Source organism: Ascidiaceihabitans sp. (assembly GCF_039986515.1).
Lineage (GTDB): Bacteria > Pseudomonadota > Alphaproteobacteria > Rhodobacterales > Rhodobacteraceae > Ascidiaceihabitans.
In genome coordinates this window covers 250,115-268,075 of the sequence record NZ_JBDWQO010000009.1, presented here as the reverse complement: position 1 = coordinate 268,075, position 17,961 = coordinate 250,115, and the positions used below count along the sequence as shown (strand labels likewise).

Annotated in this window: 20 protein-coding genes; 18 read left to right on the top strand and 2 right to left on the bottom strand. The window is 55.1% G+C overall.

Going from position 1 to position 17,961, the window contains the following annotated elements; genetic code table 11:
• Positions 1-2 precede the first annotated feature (2 nt).
• The 18 genes from rpmD (at position 3) to ABJL60_RS10340 (ending at position 16,500) form a co-directional block, all read left to right on the top strand.
• The gene (rpmD, locus tag ABJL60_RS10425; RefSeq protein WP_348404242.1) at positions 3-191 is read left to right on the top strand and encodes a 50S ribosomal protein L30; all 189 of its coding nucleotides are present in this window, start codon (positions 3-5) and stop codon (positions 189-191) included.
• A 587-nt stretch (positions 192-778) separates the two neighbouring features.
• Positions 779-1,261 (top strand): 50S ribosomal protein L15, encoded by a 483-nt coding sequence (rplO, locus tag ABJL60_RS10420; RefSeq protein WP_348404243.1) that lies wholly within the window; start codon positions 779-781, stop codon positions 1,259-1,261.
• Between the two features lie 122 nt (positions 1,262-1,383).
• Positions 1,384-2,751, top strand: coding sequence for a preprotein translocase subunit SecY (gene secY, locus ABJL60_RS10415; RefSeq protein ID WP_348404244.1), 1,368 nt, complete (start codon positions 1,384-1,386; stop codon positions 2,749-2,751).
• Entirely contained in the window at positions 2,748-3,392 is a 645-nt protein-coding gene (locus tag ABJL60_RS10410; protein ID WP_348404245.1) for an adenylate kinase, read from the top strand. Before secY ends, ABJL60_RS10410 begins: the two co-directional genes overlap by 4 nt.
• 273 nt (positions 3,393-3,665) lie before the next feature.
• Positions 3,666-4,034 carry a 30S ribosomal protein S13 gene (rpsM, locus tag ABJL60_RS10405; protein ID WP_348404246.1) on the top strand — a complete coding sequence of 123 codons (369 nt, stop codon included), beginning with the start codon at positions 3,666-3,668 and terminating at the stop codon, positions 4,032-4,034.
• A 15-nt stretch (positions 4,035-4,049) separates the two neighbouring features.
• Positions 4,050-4,439 (top strand): 30S ribosomal protein S11, encoded by a 390-nt coding sequence (gene rpsK, locus ABJL60_RS10400; protein WP_159974560.1) that lies wholly within the window; start codon positions 4,050-4,052, stop codon positions 4,437-4,439.
• A gap of 113 nt (positions 4,440-4,552) precedes the next feature.
• Positions 4,553-5,569, top strand: coding sequence for a DNA-directed RNA polymerase subunit alpha (locus ABJL60_RS10395; RefSeq protein ID WP_348502160.1), 1,017 nt, complete (start codon positions 4,553-4,555; stop codon positions 5,567-5,569).
• Between the two features lie 202 nt (positions 5,570-5,771).
• A complete protein-coding gene (gene rplQ, locus ABJL60_RS10390; protein ID WP_348288672.1) occupies positions 5,772-6,191 on the top strand; it encodes a 50S ribosomal protein L17 in 420 nt (139 codons plus the stop codon).
• A 126-nt stretch (positions 6,192-6,317) separates the two neighbouring features.
• Entirely contained in the window at positions 6,318-7,697 is a 1,380-nt protein-coding gene (locus ABJL60_RS10385) for a trypsin-like peptidase domain-containing protein (RefSeq protein ID WP_348376243.1), read from the top strand.
• Complete coding sequence (locus tag ABJL60_RS10380) at positions 7,697-9,004, top strand: replication-associated recombination protein A (RefSeq protein ID WP_348288675.1); 1,308 nt, start codon at positions 7,697-7,699, stop codon at positions 9,002-9,004. The genes ABJL60_RS10385 and ABJL60_RS10380 overlap by 1 nt, the downstream gene beginning before the upstream one ends.
• Before the next feature lie 37 nt (positions 9,005-9,041).
• Positions 9,042-9,398, top strand: coding sequence for a fluoride efflux transporter CrcB (gene crcB, locus ABJL60_RS10375; RefSeq protein ID WP_348288677.1), 357 nt, complete (start codon positions 9,042-9,044; stop codon positions 9,396-9,398).
• Positions 9,395-10,435, top strand: a complete 1,041-nt coding sequence (locus ABJL60_RS10370; RefSeq protein ID WP_348288679.1) for an RluA family pseudouridine synthase — start codon at positions 9,395-9,397, stop codon at positions 10,433-10,435. The genes crcB and ABJL60_RS10370 overlap by 4 nt, the downstream gene beginning before the upstream one ends.
• Positions 10,435-11,118 carry an HAD-IA family hydrolase gene (locus ABJL60_RS10365; RefSeq protein WP_348376242.1) on the top strand — a complete coding sequence of 228 codons (684 nt, stop codon included), beginning with the start codon at positions 10,435-10,437 and terminating at the stop codon, positions 11,116-11,118. Before ABJL60_RS10370 ends, ABJL60_RS10365 begins: the two co-directional genes overlap by 1 nt.
• Entirely contained in the window at positions 11,115-11,828 is a 714-nt protein-coding gene (locus ABJL60_RS10360; RefSeq protein WP_348376241.1) for an ATP12 family protein, read from the top strand. Before ABJL60_RS10365 ends, ABJL60_RS10360 begins: the two co-directional genes overlap by 4 nt.
• Positions 11,829-12,023: 195 nt before the next feature.
• Positions 12,024-13,040 carry an amino acid ABC transporter substrate-binding protein gene (locus ABJL60_RS10355; protein ID WP_348288685.1) on the top strand — a complete coding sequence of 339 codons (1,017 nt, stop codon included), beginning with the start codon at positions 12,024-12,026 and terminating at the stop codon, positions 13,038-13,040.
• Between the two features lie 151 nt (positions 13,041-13,191).
• On the top strand, positions 13,192-14,418 hold the full coding sequence (locus tag ABJL60_RS10350; RefSeq protein ID WP_348376240.1) for an ABC transporter permease subunit: 1,227 nt from the start codon (positions 13,192-13,194) through the stop codon (positions 14,416-14,418).
• A gap of 1 nt (position 14,419) precedes the next feature.
• Complete coding sequence (locus ABJL60_RS10345; protein ID WP_348376239.1) at positions 14,420-15,718, top strand: amino acid ABC transporter permease; 1,299 nt, start codon at positions 14,420-14,422, stop codon at positions 15,716-15,718.
• An 11-nt stretch (positions 15,719-15,729) separates the two neighbouring features.
• Positions 15,730-16,500: an amino acid ABC transporter ATP-binding protein gene (locus tag ABJL60_RS10340; protein ID WP_348288690.1), complete on the top strand. Its 771-nt coding sequence runs from the start codon at positions 15,730-15,732 to the stop codon at positions 16,498-16,500.
• A 31-nt stretch (positions 16,501-16,531) separates the two neighbouring features.
• On the opposite strand, the gene ABJL60_RS10335 is transcribed toward ABJL60_RS10340, so the two are convergent.
• Both ABJL60_RS10335 and ABJL60_RS10330 read right to left on the bottom strand, forming a co-directional pair.
• Positions 16,532-17,110 (bottom strand): ferredoxin, encoded by a 579-nt coding sequence (locus ABJL60_RS10335; protein ID WP_348376238.1) that lies wholly within the window; start codon positions 17,108-17,110, stop codon positions 16,532-16,534.
• A gap of 47 nt (positions 17,111-17,157) precedes the next feature.
• A complete protein-coding gene (locus tag ABJL60_RS10330) occupies positions 17,158-17,952 on the bottom strand; it encodes a sterol desaturase family protein (RefSeq protein WP_348376237.1) in 795 nt (264 codons plus the stop codon).
• Between the last annotated feature and the right edge of the window lie 9 nt (positions 17,953-17,961).

The window sequence follows — 17,961 nt, the reverse complement described above, 5'->3', positions numbered from 1 at the left end:
GCATGGCCAAGACACTTGTGATCAAGCAGGTCGGTTCGCCGATCCGCCGCCCCGCCAAGCAACGCGCGACGCTGATTGGTTTGGGCCTCAATAAAATGAACAAAACCCGTGAACTGGAAGACACACCTTCCGTCCGCGGCATGATCAACTCGATCAGCCACATGGTCGAGATCGTCGAAGAAAAGGGCTAAAGTCTTACCCTAGGAAAACGAATAGATCTTGCGTTTGACTAGGGTGCGAATGACGCTCTTTTTAAGAATTCCGAAACCGCTCCACAGATGACTGTGGGGCGGTTTTTTGCGCCTTGAAGAAGGGCTCGACAACGGCAATGGAAACCTGAACGTACTGCGTCTTAGAGGGTTCAGCATGCGGTGAAACGGTAGAGTTTCTTAATCAATTATCTGTGTGGGATGTTTGCGCCGTGCTAATTATTTGAAGCGCGACACAGGATTTAGGATCGGATGCATGGGCTTTTTAAATTGGAAATAATATGACTTTGCTAAGAATAGCGCTTGTTTTTGTTGTTACGACGGGCGCCCCGCCAGTCGCTGCAAGCCCCATTTTCGGTTCTGGTACTGGGCGCGTGATTGCACACGGTGGCAAGAAGCCGTGTCACTTCCATTGACCCCAGATGTTAACTCGGGGGCACTGGGTACTTGATCCCGTGCCTGCGTCCGTCTATACGCCCACGATCATCCCAAGGGTGATATCGAATCGAAACGCCGCGTTTACCCGCTCCCGTCGCTGGGGGGTACATCCGGCAAAAGGAGAAGCGACAATGAAACTGAATGAACTGTCTGACAACGCAGGCGCCACCAAAAAACGCAAGCGCGTTGGCCGTGGTCCGGGTTCCGGCACCGGTAAAATGGGTGGCCGTGGTATCAAAGGTCAAAAATCCCGCTCGGGTGTGGCGATCAATGGATACGAAGGCGGCCAAATGCCCTTGTACCAACGTCTGCCAAAGCGTGGCTTTAACAAGCCGAACCGCAAAGAATTTGCCGTTGTGAACCTGGGCCTGATCCAGAAATTCATCGATGCTGGTAAAATCGACGCGAAAACTGCGATCACCGAAGACGTTTTGATCGAAAGCGGTTTGGTACGTCGCAAGCGCGACGGTATCCGTGTGCTCGCAAAGGGCGATGTCACGTCGAAATTGGACCTGTCTGTGACAGGTGCGTCCAAATCTGCGGTTGATGCAGTCGCAAAAGCAGGTGGGTCTTTGACCGTCACTGCGGCGGTCGCGGAAACGTCAGAAGCTTAAGACCTGACTTCAGGCTTGTGGGCGGCGTCCGCGCCGCTTACACAGTCACTTGAGTTTTCCCAGACGCCGCCCGCCGGAAAACGGCACGGGCGGCGTATTTGTATAAAAAGAGAGCCCCGTCCATGGTATCTGCCGTCGAAAATATGGCCGCCAACACCAGCTGGTCTGCGCTGGGTAAGGCGACGGACCTTCGTAACCGTATTCTTTTCACGCTTGGTCTGTTGATCGTCTACCGTCTGGGGACGTTTATCCCTGTGCCCGGTATTGACGGCGTCGCATTGCGCCAATTCATGGATCAGGCGGGGCAGGGGATCGGCGGCATGGTCAGCATGTTCACCGGTGGCGCGCTTGGGCGGATGGGTATTTTTGCCCTCGGCATCATGCCGTATATTTCCGCGTCGATCATCGTGCAGTTGTTGACCTCGATGGTGCCCAAATTTGAGCAGCTCAAGAAAGAGGGCGAACAAGGGCGCAAGAAGATCAACCAATACACACGGTACGGCACTGTGTTGTTGGCGACGTTGCAGGCCTATGGCTTGGCCGTCAGCCTAGAAGCAGGCGATATCGTCACGGATCCGGGCATGTTCTTCCGGGCGGCCTGCGTGATCACGCTGGTGGGCGGTACGATGTTCCTGATGTGGTTGGGTGAACAGATCACCGCACGCGGCATCGGCAACGGTATTTCGCTGATCATCTTTGTGGGCATCATCGCCGAACTGCCGGCCGCACTGGCGCAATTCCTCGCATCTGGTCGGTCGGGCGCGCTTAGCCCCGCTGTGATCATTGGCGTGATCTTGATGGTGATCGCGACCATTATGTTTGTGGTGTTCATGGAACGCGCGTTGCGTAAGATCCATATTCAGTATCCGCGCCGACAGGTTGGGATGAAGGTCTATGACGGCGGCTCCAGCCACTTGCCCGTCAAGGTCAACCCAGCCGGCGTTATCCCCGCGATCTTTGCATCGTCGCTGCTGTTGCTGCCTGTGACCATCAGCACGTTCTCGGGAAATTCGACCAATCCGATCATGTCGTGGTTGCTGGCAAACTTCGGTCCGGGACAGCCGCTTTACCTGTTGTTCTTTGTCGCGATGATCGTGTTTTTCGCATATTTCTACACGTTCAATGTCTCGTTCAAACCCGATGATGTTGCGGATAACCTGAAAAACCAAAACGGCTTTGTTCCCGGTATCCGGCCCGGTAAAAAGACCGCCGAATATCTGGAATACGTTGTGAACCGCATTCTGGTGTTGGGTGCTGCGTATTTGGCCGCTGTTTGTCTGTTGCCCGAGATCCTGCGCGGGCAGTTCGCTATCCCGTTTTACTTTGGTGGGACATCGGTATTGATCGTGGTTTCTGTGACCATGGATACCATCCAACAGGTGCAAAGCCATTTGTTGGCCCACCAATACGAAGGTCTGCTTGAAAAGTCGCAACTGCGCGGTAAAACTGGCGGAAAACCACGCAAAAAACGGAGCCCCGTCCGCCGATGAATATTATTTTGCTGGGGCCTCCCGGGGCTGGCAAAGGGACGCAAGCGCGTCACCTTGTTGAGACACGCGGCATGATGCAGCTAAGCACAGGCGACATGCTGCGCGATGCCAAAGACAGCGGCACGGAGATGGGCAAGGTTGTTGCCGATGTCATGGCGCGCGGCGCTTTGGTCACCGATGACATCGTTATTGGGCTCATTCGTGAAAAGCTTGCGGCGGAACAACCTTCTGGTTTTATCTTTGACGGTTTTCCACGGACGCTTGCGCAGGCGGATGCGTTGGGTGAGCTGCTGCAATACGAAGGTCAGACGTTGGATCACGTCATCGAAATGCGCGTCGATGACAGCGCGTTGGTCGCCCGTATTGTGGCCCGGTCAACCTGCGCCGGTTGTGGTGAAGTTTACAACGACAACACCAAACCGATCCCGTTGGATGGCAGATGCGCGAACTGCGGCCACACAGAATTCAAACGCCGTGCGGATGACAATGAGGAAAGCCTCAAGACGCGTCTGATGGAATACTACAAACAGACGTCACCGCTGATTGGCTACTATTACGCCAAAGAGAAACTGTCGCGGGTGAATGGTCTGGCCGCGATTGATGATGTGCAAAACCAGATTGCGGCGGTTTTGGACGCCTGAATTCACCGCCATGGGTTGTGGGTTTGCGGCGCGCGTCGTATCAAATGCGCACAGATGGTGGCGTGGTGAAGGCGGCTTTGGGAGATGGCTTGACGTTGTTCCCAAAAGCCCATAACACGCGCTATCTCTGACGAGAATCAAGATGCAAGGCGGGATATTCCTGCTGCGCACGATCACCTGATCAGCTGACGCCCGGTGCTGTCGATGCTCCGGGCTTATGTTGTGAAAAAAGGGTCTGGAACTACGGACCCGCAACGAAAAGGAATATGACACGTGGCACGTATCGCCGGCGTAAACATCCCGACTGCAAAGCGGGTCCCAATCGCCCTCACTTATATCACTGGTATCGGCAACACTTCTGCAAAAGCGATTTGCGAAGCTGTTGGTATCGCCGCGACCCGCCGGGTCAATGAATTGTCTGACGCCGAAGTTTTGGCCGTCCGCGAGCACATCGACGCGAATTACACCGTCGAAGGTGACCTGCGTCGTGACACGCAGATGAACATCAAGCGTCTGATGGACTTGGGCTGCTACCGTGGCCTGCGTCACCGTCGCAACTTGCCGGTCCGCGGTCAGCGTACCCACACCAACGCACGCACTCGCAAAGGCCCCGCAAAGGCCATTGCTGGTAAGAAGAAATAAGGGAGGGTCTGACCAATGGCACGTGATAGAGTACGCGTTAAGAAAAAGGCCAGCAAGAACATCGCCGCAGGTGTGGCGCATGTGAACAGCTCCTTTAACAACACAAAAATCCTGATTTCTGATGTGCAAGGCAATGCGATCTCATGGTCGTCTGCGGGCACCATGGGCTTTAAGGGCTCGCGGAAATCCACACCTTACGCGGCACAGATGGCTGCGGAAGATGCGGGCCGTAAGGCACAAGAGCACGGCGTAAAAACGCTCGAAGTTGAAGTGCAGGGCCCAGGGTCTGGCCGTGAAAGCGCATTGCGCGCGTTGGCGGCTGCCGGGTTCAACATCACGTCGATCCGTGACGTGACGCCAATGGCGCACAACGGCTGCCGCCCACCAAAGCGTCGCCGCGTTTAATTTGATTTTACGACTGGGGTTGCGGGTTTTCTCGCGGCCCCAACACGCTTTTTTGAAACCTCGAGAGTCTTCGCCTTTTGGGACATGGGGCTTGGACAAGAATGGAGGGACGCATGATCCATAAGAATTGGGCTGAATTGATCAAGCCACAACAGCTGGACGTTAAACCGGGCAACGATCCGGCACGTCAGGCGACAGTCACAGCCGAACCGCTGGAGCGCGGCTTTGGTTTGACGATGGGCAACGCGCTGCGCCGCGTTTTGATGTCGTCGTTGCAGGGGGCTGCGATCACATCCGTACAGATCGACAACGTTCTGCACGAATTTTCTTCTGTTGCTGGTGTGCGCGAAGACGTCACCGACATCATCTTGAACCTCAAAGGTGTGAGCATCCGCATGGAGGTCGAAGGGCCCAAGCGTGTGTCGATTTCTGCCAAGGGTCCAGGTGTGGTGACGGCTGGTGATATCGCCGAAAGTGCAGGCATTGAGGTATTGAATCGCGATCATGTGATTTGCCACTTGGATGACGGCGCCGACCTCTACATGGAACTGACCGTGAACCAGGGTAAAGGTTATGTTTCGGCTGAAAAGAACAAGCCGGAAGACGCGCCCATTGGTCTGATTCCAATTGATGCGATCTATTCGCCGGTCAAAAAGGTCAGCTATGACGTGCAACCGACCCGTGAAGGTCAAGTCTTGGATTACGACAAGCTGACCATGAAAGTGGACACAGACGGGTCGATCACACCGGATGACGCGGTCGCTTTTGCAGCGCGCATTTTGCAAGACCAGCTGGGCATCTTTGTGAACTTTGACGAGCCTGAATCCGCATCCCGTGCGGACGAAGACGACGGTCTTGAGTTCAACCCACTGCTGCTCAAGAAAGTGGACGAGCTGGAACTGTCTGTCCGGTCGGCGAACTGCCTGAAGAACGACAATATCGTATATATTGGCGATCTCATCCAGAAAACCGAAGCCGAAATGCTGCGCACGCCAAACTTTGGCCGCAAGTCTTTGAACGAAATCAAAGAAGTGCTGTCCGGTATGGGCTTGCACCTTGGCATGGACGTCGAAGACTGGCCGCCGGACAACATCGAAGATCTTGCGAAAAAGTTCGAAGATAACTTTTAAGACATAGGGGTGGGCGACACGCCCACCTTACCACAAAGACTGGGCCGAATGTGCCCTTTCATTGTCCGCCTCAGGGCGGACAATTATCGGGTTTCGCGCCTTCCTTTCGGAAGACACTGACCCCAAGGAGAGTCCGCAACACGCATTGTGGGCCAGACAAAGTAAAATCGCCCGTAGAGGGCACCAAATTGGAGACTAAGATATGCGTCACGCACGTGGATACCGCCGCCTGAATCGTACACATGAGCACCGCAAAGCGTTGTTCAGCAACATGGCAGGCTCACTCATTGAACATGAGCAAATCAAAACAACATTGCCTAAAGCAAAAGAACTGCGCCCTATCATTGAAAAAATGATCACTTTGGCGAAACGCGGCGACTTGCACGCCCGTCGTCAAGCCGCATCCAAGCTGAAAGAAGACCAGTACGTCACGAAATTGTTCGACATTCTGGGCCCACGCTACAAAGACCGCCAAGGTGGTTATGTTCGTGTTTTGAAAGCCGGTTTCCGTTATGGTGACATGGCGCCAATGGCTATCATCGAATTCGTGGACCGCGACCGCGACGCCAAAGGCGCCGCAGACAAAGCCCGCGTTGCCGCAGCCGAAGCTGCCGACGAATAAGACGCATCACTGCGTTTTAAGTTTGAAAGCCCTCGCCATATGGTGGGGGCTTTTTTCGTTTGTGGAGATCCGGGGAGTACGAAGCAGGGCTTGCATGCGGGCGCCCCTCTGCGCATATCTTTTGACATGAAACACATATTTGCCAGCCTTGCCCTTACACTTTTGACGCTGCCTGTTTTTGCGGACCAGCGGGTCCCGACCAGTCAGACCGAAGTTCAACTCAGCTTCGTGCCATTGGTCCAAAAGGCGACCCCGGCCGTTGTCAACATATACACCAAACGCGTCACCCAAGCGCGGCGCAACACCTTTATGGAAGATCCCTTTTTTGAACGCTTTTTCCAAAGCGGCCCGCGCGAGCCGCGCGTTCAAAACTCTCTCGGTTCCGGTGTGATTTTGACCTCAGATGGGATCGTTGTGTCCAACTACCATGTCGTTGGCATGGCCACCGATATTCGCGTGGTTCTGAACGATCGCCGGGAATACTCTGCGCGCGTTCTATTGGGGGATGAAGACAGTGATTTGGCGATTTTGCAGCTTGAGGATGCTTCGAACTTGCCCAGCCTTGATTTGCGCCCCAGCGACGAAGTGCAGGTTGGTGAACTGGTCTTGGCCATCGGCAACCCCTTTGGCGTAGGCCAAACTGTCAGCAGTGGAATCGTGTCCGGTCTGGCGCGATCCGGCGCATCAAATGGCAATGGGCGGGGGTATTTTATCCAAACAGATGCCCCTATTAACCCGGGCAATTCCGGTGGCGCTTTGATCGACATGTCGGGCCGCGTGATTGGCATCAATACGCGGATTCTGTCCCGCTCTGGTGGTTCCAACGGCATCGGCTTTGCGATTCCAGCGGATCTGGTGCGTGCGTTTGTCGAACAAGCCGATGCAGGCAATGATGTGTTTGCACGACCTTGGGCGGGGCTAAGTGGTCAAACCGTCGACGCGGATATGGCCGAAACCTTCGGTCTTGAGTTGCCCGGCGGTATCGTCATTTCCGGCATGCACCCCGTCAGCCCCTTTCAATCTGCAGGCTTTCAAGTGGGCGATGTGATTGTGGCCGTAGATGGGTTGGCGGTGAACACGCCATCCGAAATGGTATTCCGGATGAGTGTCGCGGGCCTTGGCAACACATCCCAAGTCACGCGGGTGCGCGAAGGGCAACAGGATACGGTTCCGGTGTCGCTGATTGCAGCCCCAGACACGCCGCCGCGCAATGCCACCATTTTGGGGCGTCGCGATGTGTTGGAAGGGCTGTCTTTGGCGCAGATCAATCCAGCGGTGATCAATGAATTGAACCTCCAACTGAATGCAAAAGGCGTCGTGGTCGTTGATCCGGGCCCCGTCGCTGTGCGCGTCGGTCTGCGCCGTGGTGATGTGGTCGCACGGGTCGACGACACAGATGTTTCCTCGCCGCAAGATGTGGCCCGCGCATTGCAAGACGCTGGCCGTTGGGTGCGTTTGGAAGTGATCCGCGGTGCATCGCGGGTGCAATTGCGGTTTCGCATCTGATGTCTGATCTTTTTGGCGACCAACCCAAGCCGGACATGCCACGCCCCTTGGCCGACCGTCTGCGGCCCAAAACCTTGCAAGAGGTCATTGGTCAATCGCAAGTGTTGGGGCCAGAGGGCCCGCTGTCGGTGATGTTGGGGGCAGGGGCGTTGACATCGTTGATTTTCTGGGGCCCGCCTGGGGTCGGAAAAACGACAATAGCGCGGTTGTTGGCCCATGAAACCGATCTGCATTTTGTGCAGATATCGGCCATTTTCACAGGGGTTCCGGACCTGCGAAAAGTGTTTGAAGCGGCCAAGATACGTCGACAGAACGGGCAGGGCACTTTGCTGTTTGTTGACGAGATCCACCGCTTTAACAAAGCGCAACAAGACGGATTTTTGCCGCATATGGAAGATGGCACCATTCTGCTTGTGGGAGCCACCACCGAAAACCCGTCTTTTGAACTGAACGCAGCCGTTATGTCGCGGGCGCAGGTCTTGGTACTGGATCGCCTTGACTTAGCGGACCTTGAGCGTTTGGCGCAAAGAGCAGAGCAAGAACTGGACCGCGCGTTGCCATTGGACGGGCACGCGCGTGAAGCCCTGCTTGAAATGGCCGATGGCGACGGGCGTGCGTTGCTTAATCTGGTCGAACAGGTTGCGGCATGGACCGTTGAAGGCAAGCTTGATCCGCAGGCGTTGGGCAATCGCCTGATGCGCCGCGCGGCCCAATACGACAAAGGCGGCGATGCACATTACAACTTGATCAGTGCGTTACATAAATCTGTGCGCGGGTCAGACCCTGATGCAGCGCTGTACTGGTTTGCACGTATGTTGGAAGGGGGCGAAGATCCGCGTTTTCTGGCACGGCGCATCACGCGAATGGCTGTTGAAGACATCGGACTTGCGGATCCACAGGCGCAGGCAGTGTGTCTGCAGTCATGGGAAACGTATGAACGCCTTGGCAGCCCGGAAGGTGAACTGGCGCTGGCGCAGGCTGTGACCTATGTGGCCCTAGCCCCCAAATCCAACGCAACTTACGTCGCTTATAAATCTGCGCGACGTGCTGCCAAGGAAACCGGATCCAAATTGCCCCCGAAACATATCCTCAATGCCCCCACATCTTTGATGAAGGACCAAGGGTACGGCGACGGCTATGCCTACGATCATGATGCGGAAGACGGGTTTTCGGGGCAGAACTATTTCCCTGACGGCATGGGGCGGCCGGTTCTTTACGATCCGGTGGAGCGGGGCTTTGAGCGCGAATTGAAAAAGCGCGTCGACTATTTTGCGAAGCTACGCGCCAAGCGCGAAACCCGAGGCTGAACTTGACTCTGGGGCTGCGACACGCAACAGACGCCCCATGATGAAAACGATGATCTTTGTGGCGTTGGGCGGGGCGTTGGGCGCGTCTTTACGCTATCTCTTGGGAATGGCGTTTGCCTTTCCGTTGGGTACGCTTGCCATCAACGTGTGTGGATCATTTGTGATCGGCGTGGTTTGGGTTGTGGCGATGGACAAATCGCCAGCTTTACTGCCCTTCCTGATGACGGGTGTCTTGGGCGGCTTCACGACGTTTTCGACGTTTTCTCTTGATACCATGCGCCTCGTTCAGGATGGACGGTTGGCGACGGCGGGTACATATGTTCTGGCCTCGGTGATTTTGTCGCTGTTGGCTTGTTTTGCGGGCCTTTGGCTTGCCAAAGGAGGTGCGGCATGAGCCGTGTTCAAATATTAACAGTGGGCAAAGATGAAGGCGAACAGCGTCTTGATCGGTGGTTCAAAAAGATGTTTCCGCATATCCCGCAAGGGCGTGTTGAAAAGATGTGTCGCAAAGGGGATTTGCGTGTGGACGGGGGGCGTGTAAAGGCATCGACCCGTCTTGAAGTTGGCCAATCCATTCGGATTCCACCCCTACCGGACAATCAGGCCCCGGAACCTGAGCACAAGCGCAAGGTTTCTGACGCAGATGCCAAGATGATCCGTGCTTGCGTGATTTACAAAGACGATCACGTCATTGCCATCAACAAACCCGCAGGCCTCCCCACCCAAGGCGGGTCGGGTCAGACGCGACATGTGGATGGGCTATGTGAAGCCTTGATGTTCGACTACGACGAAAAACCGCGCCTTGTGCACCGACTGGACAAAGACACATCGGGTGTGTTGTTGCTGGCACGCACACGCATGGCAGCGAAATCGCTGACCGAAGCATTGCGCCACAAGCAAACGCGCAAAATCTATTGGGCCTTGGTGGCAGGCGTGCCGACGCCGTATCTGGGCGAAATCCGCTTTGGTGTGGTGAAGGCGGGCGGGCATGGCCGCTCTGGTGAAGGCGAAAAGATGGTCGCTTTGCACCCGCGTGATGTGGACAACACCCCCGGCGCCAAGCGCGCGCATACTTTGTATGCAACGCTGTACCGCGTGGCGTCGCGTGCCGCGTGGGTCGCGATGGAACCGCTTACGGGCCGCACACACCAATTGCGCGTCCATATGTCTGAAATTGGCCATCCGATCATTGGTGATGGCAAATATGGCGGGTCAGGCCAAGAAAACATGGGTGACGGATGGGGCGCACAGTTGGGCGGCACGATTTCCAAAAAGTTGCATTTGCACGCCCGTATGATGCGCTTTGAGCATCCCGAAACGCGCAAACCCATTACTGTGACGGCTGAGCTGCCTGATCATATGGTGCATGCGTGGGACACCTTCGGATGGACCGAAGATCTGGCTGCAGAAGATCCGTTCGAGGCGCTGTAATGGACGCGCCTTTGCGTTTGGTCATTTTCGATGTCGATGGCACATTGATCGACAGCCAGGCCGTCATTGTGGCGTGTATGAAAACGGCGTTTTCCGAAGTCGGATTGGCGGCCCCTGAACGGGCTGACATTTTGGGTGGCGTGGGGTTGTCTTTGCATATGTTGATGCCGCTTTTGGCCCCAAACGCTAGCGCGGCCGCCCATGAGGCACTGTCCGCTGCCTATAAATCAGCCTTTATGGCGCACCGCGAAGAAACGGGTGTAGCTGCATCGTCGCCGCTGTATCCCGGTGCGCTGGAGTGTTTGAATGCGCTGCACGATGTGCCGGACGTTTTGCTGGGTGTAGCGACGGGTAAATCCAAACGGGGGCTCGACAAGTTGCTAGAGGCCTTCGATCTGGCGCCTAAATTTGTCACACAGCAGGTTGCAGATTTTCACCCATCCAAACCGCACCCCGCGATGATCCTGAGCGCTTTGCAAGAAACGGGCGTCGATGCGCAGCATGCGGTTATGGTGGGTGACACCAGCTTTGATATGGACATGGCGGCGAGTGCGGGCGTGCGATCTGTTGGGGTGACGTGGGGCTATCATGGGCGCGATCGCCTGGGGCGCGCTACACGGACGGTTGATAATTTTCAGGCATTGCCTGACGTTTTGAACGAGATGTGGGAAAACAAACAATGAGCGATTGGGCCCCGAAACGGTTTTGGACAAACGCGGATGTGCAGGAAGTGGACGGTGGTTTTGCCGTGGAGCTTGATGGTCGTCCAGTGAAGACGCCGGCCAAGGCCGCGTTACATGTACCGACGCAAGCCATGGCACAAGCGATTGCAGCGGAATGGGACGCACAATTGGAAAAGGTGGACCCAAACACGATGCCTTTCACCCGCAGCGCAAATGCCGCCATCGACAAGGTGCGCGTGCAACACGCCGAAGTGGCTGACATGCTGGCAGCTTATGGCGACAGTGATTTGCTGTGTTATCGGGCGCAATCGCCTGCGGAATTGGTGGCACGGCAAGCGGCGGCTTGGGATCCGGTTCTGAACTGGTCTGAAACCTTTTTGAATGCCAAACTTGAGCCACGCACTGGCGTCATTCACGTCCCGCAAGACCCCGCGTCGCTGGCCACGTTGAACGACAGAACACATGCATTAAACGCGTTCGAATTGGCGGGGTTTCACGACTTGGTTAGCATGTCGGGGTCACTGATTCTTGGTTTTGCAGCGGCCTACGATCAAATGCCCATCGAAGATATCTGGACCATGTCGCGATTGGATGAACTTTGGCAAGAAGAACAGTGGGGCGAAGATGATGAAGCGCAAGCGCTGATTGCGGTAAAACAGACTGCTTTTATGCACGCAAAGCGCTTTTTTGACGCTTCTCGTGCAGGCTGAAGCAAAGGCAAGCGTAATCGATGTCCAATCACGGATTTCTGTCTGGTAAAATGATCATCTCACCCTTGACCTTTTTGGACGTTTGCGACCACACTAAGCGCCACCAACGAGGCAATCTCGTGTGGTATCGCCTAAGGCACATAACGTGCCAAAGCATCTACCGTAAAAACGGTGGAAAATCAGGAAGAGGTTAAAATGAAAACATCCGTATTTTTTGGTGCGCTGACAGTAGCTGGCCTTGCGGCTGGCGCAGCAGCGGCCGGTACGCTTGACGACGTAAAAGCACGCGGCAAGCTGAACTGTGGCGTAACAACGGGTCTGGTTGGCTTTGCCGCACCAGACGCAAACGGTGAATGGAAAGGTTTCGACGTCGCAGTATGTCGCGCCGTTGCAGCCGCTGTTTTGGGTGACGGCAACGCCGTTGAATTCGTTCCAACAACAGGCAAAACACGCTTTACGGCGTTGGCGTCTGGCGAAATCGACATGCTGGCACGTAACACAACTTGGACATTCTCGCGCGACGTGGACCTGAAGTTCACATTCGTTGGCGTGAACTACTATGACGGCCAAGGCTTCATGGTTCCAAAAGCATTGGGCGTGTCCTCTGCTAAGGATCTGGACGGCGCGACTGTCTGCATCCAAACTGGTACAACAACAGAGCTGAACTTGGCGGACTTCTTCCGTTCCAACAACATCTCCTATGAGCCAGTGCCTATTGAAACAAACGCCGAAGGCCAGCAGCAGTATCTTGCGGGCGCATGCGACACGTACACAACAGACGCATCCGGTCTGGCTGCGACACGTGCCACATTCGAAAACCCAGGTGACCACGTTCTGTTGCCAGAAATCATCTCCAAAGAGCCACTCGGCCCACTTGTTCGCCACGGCGACAACGAATGGGGCGACGTTGTTCGCTGGACTTTGAACGCGATGATCTCTGCTGAAGAGCTGGGCGTGACATCTGCAAACATCACCGAGATGTCTGCCGGTACAAACAACCCAGAGATCAACCGTCTCTTGGGCGCCGAAGGCGAATTGGGCAAAATGCTGGGTCTGGAAGCAGACTGGGCGATGAAAGCTCTGTCCGTTGGTGGCAACTACGGTGAAGTGTTCGAAAAGAACATCGGCGAATCCACTCCAATCGGTCTGGCTCGTGGCCTGAACGCACAGTGGACAGACGGCGGCTTGCTTTACAGCCCCCCCTTCCGCTAAGTTTAAAGTTGAAAGGCGCAGGGTCAGACCTGCGCCTTTTTTCGCGCCTCTAGGGGTGCAAAGAACGATCTTACATAAGACGACCTAGACAAATTCTGGCCAAGCCGCGCGTAGACGCATTCTGAGCAGGCCAGACAACGGGGATAATCCAATGACGATAATGACCGACCCTCCCAGAGGGGAGTTCCGTCTATCTATGCTTCTGAGCGATACGCGCTACCGCTCCCTTACATTGCAAGCGATTGCAGCCTTGGTTTTGGCGCTGTCGATATTCCTTCTGGCCAGAAACGTTGCGACCAACCTTGCTGCACAGGGTTTGGACATCAGCTTTGATTTTCTTGGCACACCAGCGGGTTACGATATTAACCAGCGACTGATTGAATACACCAGCCAGTCCTCTAACCTACGCGCCGCAATTGTTGGCATCCTGAACACGCTGCTTGTGGCGTTTCTGGCCTGCGTCACGGCCACGGTTTTTGGGGTTTTGGCCGGGGTTTTGCGCCTGTCGAACAACTGGCTCGTGTCCAAATTGATGGCATTTTATGTTGAGATTTTCCGCAACATTCCCGTGCTGATCTGGATCCTCATCATTTTTACTATCATGACGGCTGTGCTGCCGGGGCCACGCGCCTTTCGAGGGGACGAGCCCGAAGCCAGCATGTTGTTCAACGCGTTTGCCTTCACCAATCGCGGCATCTACACGCCCTTGCCCTTCTTCCAGCGCGGCTTTGGTGGCGGATTGGATTTCCTGCTGGTGCTGATGTTGCTGGTGGGCTCCTTCTTTGGGGCGCGCGCTGTCACGGCCCGTGCGACCCGCATTCAGGAAGCCACAGGTGAGCGTCCCGCAACCTTGCTGACCAACCTTGCGATCTGGTTTGGCCCTCTGATTGCGGTTTCACTGATCCTCGGCTTGTCGTTTGAACTGCCAGAACTCAAAGGCTTTAACTTCAAAGGCGGCATTACGATCCGTGGGTCGTTGATCGCGCTTTGGTTTGCCTTGTCGATCTACACAGGGGCCTTTATCGCGGAAAACGTGCGTGCAGGCATCCAAGCGGTTTCCAAAGGCCAAACAGAGGCAGCCGCCGCATTGGGCCTGCGCCCGGGCCGCACCATGAGCCTTGTTGTGTTGCCTCAAGCCTTGCGGATCATCATTCCACCGCTGATTTCCAACTACCTGAACATCACCAAGAACTCGTCGCTTGCGATTGCGGTGGGATATATGGATGTGACGGGCACGTTGGGCGGTGTGACGCTGAACCAAACGGGCCGCGCCATCGAATGCGTGCTCTTGCTGATGTTGTTCTACCTCGTCATCTCGCTCAGCATTTCCGCTGGAATGAACGTCTATAACAACACCATGAAACTGAAGGAGCGCTGATATGTCTGATCAATCAACCAATTCAGTCGCCTTCGTGCGCACAGAAGAAGTGGCCGCAAAGCCCCCCCCCAACACAGCGGCTGGTCCGGTCAAGTGGGTGAAGGACAACTTGTTTGCGACCCCCGCAAACAGCATTTTGACTATAATTGCGCTTTATGTTGTTTTTCTTGTGCTCAGCGGCGCGCTGCCGTGGATCATGAACGGGATCTGGGAATCACCTAGCCTGAAGGCGTGCCGCGAGATTTTGGACGGTGAATCAGGGGCCTGTTTCGCGGTTCTGACGGAACGCTGGAACCAGCTGATCTTTGGGTTCAAATACCCCACTGATTTATATTGGCGTCCGGGCTTGGCCTTTGTCCTGTTGTTCTTTGCTGCAGCACCCGTGCTGTTCTTTGATCTGCCGCGCAAGTTGTTGATCATTACAGCATTGTTCCCGTTTGTGGCCTATTGGCTGATCTGGGGGGGGGCAATCTGGGCCCCCGTGACAGCGCTTTTGGGGATCGTCGCAGCCTATGTGTTCTATTCGCGCTTTGTGGCGCAGAATTTTGCGCTTGGGTTCTTTGGCGGGATTGCGACGGCATTTGTCGTCTGGATCCTTTGTGGATACATCTTCCCCAGCAGCGAAATCACTGAAGGTGCGATGCGGTCTGTGCCGTCGCGTGACCTTGGGGGCTTCATGTTCAACATGATGCTGGGTGTGACCTGTGTGTCATTGTCCATCCCAATCGGGATCGCTTTGGCATTGGGCCGTCAGTCCAGCATGCCTTTGATCAAGTGGATATGCGTGGTTTTCATTGAATTCGTTCGTGGCGTTCCGCTGATCACCTTGCTGTTCGTGGCAAGTGTGATGTTGGCCTATCTGTTTCCTCCGGGATCAAATCCTGACTTGTTCATTCGGGTTGTGATCATGATTACGCTGTTCTCCTCGGCCTATATTGCCGAGGTGATTAGGGGTGGTCTGGCCGCTTTGCCAAAAGGGCAATATGAGGCCGCAGACAGCCTTGGTTTGGATTACCCGCAAGCGATGCGGCTGATCATTCTGCCACAAGCGCTCAAGATTTCCATTCCTGGGATCGTGAACGTGGCGGTGGGTCTGTTCAAAGACACCACACTGGTGTCGGTCATTTCGATGTTCGATATTGTCGGTATGATCCGTGGTCCAATCCTAGCCTCTACCGAATGGAACGGAGTCTATTGGGAGCTGTTTGGCTTTGCATCGGTTCTGTTCTTTGTCGTGTGTTACGGCATTTCACAATATTCGCAGTGGCTGGAACGCCGCCTTGCAACAGATCATAAGTAGGAGGTCGCGACATGGCTGACCAAGCAACAAAACTGGCCGTCTCTGACGAGATCGCAATCACCATTCAGAACATGAACAAGTGGTACGGCGCGTTCCACGTTCTGAAGGATATCGACCTGACGGTGAACCGCGGCGAACGCATCGTGATTTGTGGGCCGTCCGGTTCTGGCAAATCCACGTTGATCCGCTGCATCAACGCTTTGGAAGAACACCAGCAGGGGTCCATTGAGGTGGATGGCACATTGCTGTCGTCTGACCTTAAGAACATCGACAAGATCCGGTCGGAAGTGGGCATGTGTTTCCAGCACTTCAACCTGTTTCCGCATTTGTCGATTTTGGACAACCTGACTTTGGCGCCGATCTGGGTCCGTAAAACACCCAAGAAGGAAGCCGAAGAAGTGGCAATGCACTACCTTGAGAAGGTGAAAATTCCCGATCAGGCCAACAAGTTCCCCGGTCAGTTGTCCGGTGGCCAACAACAGCGTGTGGCGATTGCGCGATCCCTGTGCATGAAACCGCGCATCATGTTGTTTGACGAACCGACGTCAGCTTTGGACCCTGAAATGATCAAAGAGGTGCTCGATACCATGATCGAGCTGGCCGAGGAAGGCATGACCATGTTGTGTGTGACCCATGAGATGGGCTTTGCACGTCAGGTCGCCAACCGCGTGATCTTTATGGATGCGGGTCAGATTGTGGAACAGAATGAACCGGAAGAGTTCTTCAACAACCCACAAAGTCCACGAACACAGCTGTTCCTGAGCCAGATTTTGGGTCACTAAATCATCAAGCAAAGGCGGGCCAAGGCCCGCCTTACTTATTAGGGTTGAAGGCTTTCATGTGAAACGCCGATTGTGCGTCGGGTCTGTTGAAGGTTTGACTGACAGGGCAAGCGCACCGCGCCATACATCCACGATCCATGCAATCGCCACCTGCTGGCGTATCAAGATACGCCTTACATTTGGGCACATCGTAAAAGCTAACTGCATTCAACGCACCAACAGGACACGCGGTGACGCAGGGCCGTGTTTCGCAGCTGTCACAGGGCGAGGTTTTAGGTGCGTGTGATGCAGCAATGGTTTGGGGCAAGCGGATCGCGCCACGGATCGAAATCATCAACCCAGCGGTATCATGCACCATCATCCCCGTCGGGCTTTGCCAAAATCGCCCGCTTTTCAATGCCCAAGCGATGAACGGATCGTAGGGGGGACCGTCAGACGGGAAGTGGGTCACAGCACCGTCGGCCATGCCCTCGATCACTCTTTTGGAATAGCGATCAATCGGGTTCTTCATACCATCTTTGAATTCGGCGTTTTGTGTGAAGGCATCCCAAAAACCGGCATCGGCACCAATCAGAACCAATGTGTTTTCATCGTCTGATAGATGCCCCATCACGAACAAACCGTGCGCCGCGCAGGCGGTTTTGAGGGTGCCCAAGTTCATTTCTTAAAGAATGGTAGCCTTAACGACCATCCCAATTTGCTGGGACGCGCGTCCTGCCACTGCAACCCGATGGCCATTTTGTCGTGACCTTGGGCGGGTTGGGCGATGTATGTGCCAAACATGCGATCCCAAATGGACAAGGCAAACCCGTAGTTGCTGTCGTGTTCGTGGCGGTGCACTGAATGGTGTACGCGGTGCATGTCGGGCGTCACGAGAACGCAGCGTACAAAGGCGTCTACGGCCAAAGGCAGTTTGATGTTGGCATGGTTGAACATGGCGGTGCCGTTTAACAGGATCTCGAATAGAATAACCGCAATGGCAGCGGGACCAAGCAGGTAAACAAGTCCGATTTTCAACACCATAGATAGGGCGATTTCAACAGGATGAAACCGGATGGCAGTGCTGACGTCTATGTCCACATCAGCATGGTGCACACGGTGCAGACGCCACAAAAGCGGGACCCTGTGTGTGATAAGGTGTTGCAGCCAGATTGCAAAATCCAAGATCAGTATGGCCAAGACAACTTCGATCCAGACCGGCAGATCAATCACATTGAACAAGCCCCAACCATTGAGCTGGGCATCAGTGGCCGCGCCGACAGCGAGAAGGGGCAAAAACACGGCCATAGCACGTAGGGTCGCCGTGTTCACCAACGTCATACCCCAATTGGTGGACCACCGCGCTGTGCGGGTTTGGCGGCGCTTGCGTCGTGGTGCTGCGGCTTCGATTGCGGCCAGGATCGCGAACAAGCCTAAAAAGATGCCGAAACGTATGAAGACTTCGTGTTCCATGCCACAGGT